The organism is Sphingobium rhizovicinum, from assembly GCF_042647625.1.
Taxonomy (GTDB): Bacteria; Pseudomonadota; Alphaproteobacteria; order Sphingomonadales; family Sphingomonadaceae; genus Sphingobium; species Sphingobium rhizovicinum.
In genome coordinates this window covers 45001-47500 of the sequence record NZ_JBHRVU010000004.1, presented here as the reverse complement: position 1 = coordinate 47500, position 2500 = coordinate 45001, and the positions used below count along the sequence as shown (strand labels likewise).

At 53.1% G+C, this 2500-nt stretch carries 2 tRNA genes and 1 rRNA gene (2 of these 3 running past the window's edge); all 3 read right to left on the bottom strand.

The features are described from left to right. A 23S ribosomal RNA gene (locus tag ACFOKF_RS01555) occupies positions 1-2048 on the bottom strand; it reaches 745 nt to the left of the window's first position. Between the two features lie 290 nt (positions 2049-2338). Beyond that, positions 2339-2414, bottom strand: a tRNA-Ala gene (locus ACFOKF_RS01550). Positions 2415-2425: 11 nt separating this feature from the next. Further along, positions 2426-2500, bottom strand: a tRNA-Ile gene (locus ACFOKF_RS01545) (it continues 2 nt past the right edge of the window).

Sequence of the window (2500 nt, the reverse complement as noted above, 5' to 3'; positions counted from 1 at the left end):
GCTTCAAAGCCTCCCACCTATGCTACACAGTTCTTTCCTAATGCCACTCTGAAGCTGCAGTAAAGGTGCACGGGGTCTTTCCGTCTAACCGCGGGTACTCCGCATCTTCACGGAGAATTCAATTTCGCTGAGCATATCCTGGAGACAGTGGGGAAGTCGTTACGCCATTCGTGCAGGTCGGAACTTACCCGACAAGGAATTTCGCTACCTTAGGACCGTTATAGTTACGGCCGCCGTTTACCTGGGCTTCAATTCAGAGCTTGCACTCCTCCTCTTAACCTTCAGGCACCGGGCAGGCGTCAGGCCCTATACGTCGTCTTGAAGCCGACTTAGCAGAGCCCTGTGTTTTTGCTAAACAGTCGCTACCCCCTGGCCTGTGCCCCCCATCAAAAGTTGCCTTAAGATGGGGCCTCCTTCTTCCGAAGGTACGGAGGCAATTTGCCGAGTTCCTTCAGGATACTTCTCTCAAACGCCTTGGTATACTCTACCATTCCACCTGTGTCGGTTTAGGGTACGGTCTATACGGTGGGGCTATTTCCTGGGACAACTTCCCTGCCCGGACCAATCCAATAAGGCCGAACAAGTTACGCCATCCGTCACACACCACCAGGCCCACGAATATTAACGTGGTTCCCATCGACTACCCCCTTCGGGCTCGTCTTAGGGGCCGGCTTACCCTGCTCAGATTAGCTTTAAGCAGGAACCCTTGGAATTTCGGCGACAGTGCATCTCACACTGTTAATCGCTACTCATGTCTGCATTCGCACTTCCGATACCTCCACGGTCGGTTACCCTTCCGCTTCAACGGCCTACGGAACGCTCCGCTACCGCTCAGTCAAAGACTGAACCCTAAGCTTCGGTGCACGTCTTGAGCCCCGTTACATCTTCGCCGCAGGATCTCTTATTTAGACCAGTGAGCTGTTACGCTTTCTTTAAAGGATGGCTGCTTCTAAGCCAACCTCCTGGTTGTTTTGGAAATCCCACATGCTTTCCCACTTAGACGTGACTTGGGGACCTTAGCTGTAGGTTAGGGCTGTTTCCCTTTTGACGACGGACCTTAGCACCCGCCGTCTGTCTGCCGGACTAGACTCGTTGGTATTCGGAGTTTGGTTAGAATTGGTAGATCTCGCGACCCCCGCATCCATCCAGTGCTCTACCCCCAACGGCAAATATCCGACGCTCTACCTCAATAGATTTCGCGGAGAACCAGCTATTTCCCGGCTTGATTGGCCTTTCACCCCTAAGCACAACTCATCCGATAATTTTTCAACATTAAACGGTTCGGTCCTCCAGTGCGTGTTACCGCACCTTCAACCTGGTCATGCATAGATCGCCGGGTTTCGGGTCTAATGCATCATACTCAATCGCCCTATTCAGACTCGCTTTCGCTGCGCCTACACCTAACGGCTTAAGCTTGCATGATACACTAAGTCACAGACCCATTATGCAAGAGGTACGCGGTCAGGTCTCAAGGACCCTCCCACTGCTTGTAGGCATCCGGTTTCAGGTACTGTTTCACTCCCCTCATCGGGGTGCTTTTCACCTTTCCCTCACGGTACTGGTTCGCTATCGGTCATGTACGAGTATTTAGGCTTGGAGGGTGGTCCCCCCATGTTCAGACAGAGTTTCACGTGCTCCGCCCTACTCAAGTCCTGAATGGTAATTTTCGCATACGGGGCTGTCACCCGCTATGGCCCTACTTTCCAGAAGGTTCTGCTAACTTCCATCCAGGCACTGGCCTGGTCCGCGTTCGCTCGCCACTACTAACGGAATCTCGGTTGATGTCTTTTCCTCGGGTACTGAGATGTTTCAGTTCTCCGGGTTCGCCTCACCAAAGCCTATTTTATTCAGCTTAGTGATACCTCTCCCATTTAACGCTCGACCAGCATTACTGCTGGGCAAACCTTAAATGGTGAAGGTGGGTTGTCCCATTCGGAAATCGCGGGATCAAAGCTTGCTCACAGCTCCCCCACGCTTATCGCAGCGTGCCACGTCCTTCATCGCCTGTACATGCCAAGGCATTCACCAGATGCCCTTACCTCACGCTTGAGAGTCCACACCACCAACAACAACCCTGATTGCTCAGAGCCCTGTCGATCGCGCGGTTATTAAACTCAGCCAGATATTTAAGTGTCGACAACGCTTCGATCCTTGCGCGCCCGCCTTGCGGCAACCGCCAAAAACCGAACCATGTCGCCACGGCATCGATTAAAAAACCCATTCACAATGTCAAAGAGGCCCGCAGCGCGAGCCATATCACCGACCTAAGTCGGCAAACCGCTACTCTTCATCTCTGGAAATATCTAAACCGCGTCGCGAAACATCGCTTGCAGTAGCTTGGTGGAGCTTATCGGGATCGAACCGATGACCTGATGCTTGCAAAGCAACCGCTCTCCCAGCTGAGCTAAAGCCCCCTACCAAACTATGGTGGGCCGGGGAGGAGTTGAACCTCCGACCTCACGCTTATCAGGCGTGCGCTCTAACCACCTGAGCTACCGGC